This is a genomic window from Streptomyces sp. URMC 126 (genome assembly GCF_051386555.1).
Taxonomy (GTDB): Bacteria; Actinomycetota; Actinomycetes; order Streptomycetales; family Streptomycetaceae; genus Streptomyces.
This window is the reverse complement of sequence record NZ_JBPQTX010000886.1, coordinates 1-271: the sequence shown is the minus strand read 5'-3', so window position 1 is coordinate 271 and position 271 is coordinate 1. Positions and strand designations below refer to the sequence as shown.

The window sequence follows — 271 nt, the reverse complement described above, 5'->3', positions numbered from 1 at the left end:
GACCGGACGCCAGGCGTCGGTCGTCGCCAGCTCGATCGCTGTCTCGGTGCTGGTCAGCACCGGTTTCGCCCGTCGGCCACTCTCCTTGAGCACGGCCGCGGTGGGGATGCCGCCGACCGGGACGGCCAGGACCAGGGTGCCGACGGCCTGCCCGAGGACGTTGATGCAGCCCTGGGCCTCCTCGTCGCCCGGGCCGCCGTCCGAGGGGCCACCCATCACCCGGCCCTTGGCGGCGATCAGCTGCTCGTCCAGCTGCTGCATCAGCATCGCC

The 271-nt window shown here is 73.1% G+C and carries 1 protein-coding gene; it reads right to left on the bottom strand.

Going from position 1 to position 271, the window contains the following annotated elements; all coding sequences use genetic code 11:
* A partial coding sequence (locus ACSNOK_RS34350) for a hypothetical protein (RefSeq protein WP_436784644.1) occupies positions 1-271 on the bottom strand: 271 nt, incomplete at both ends.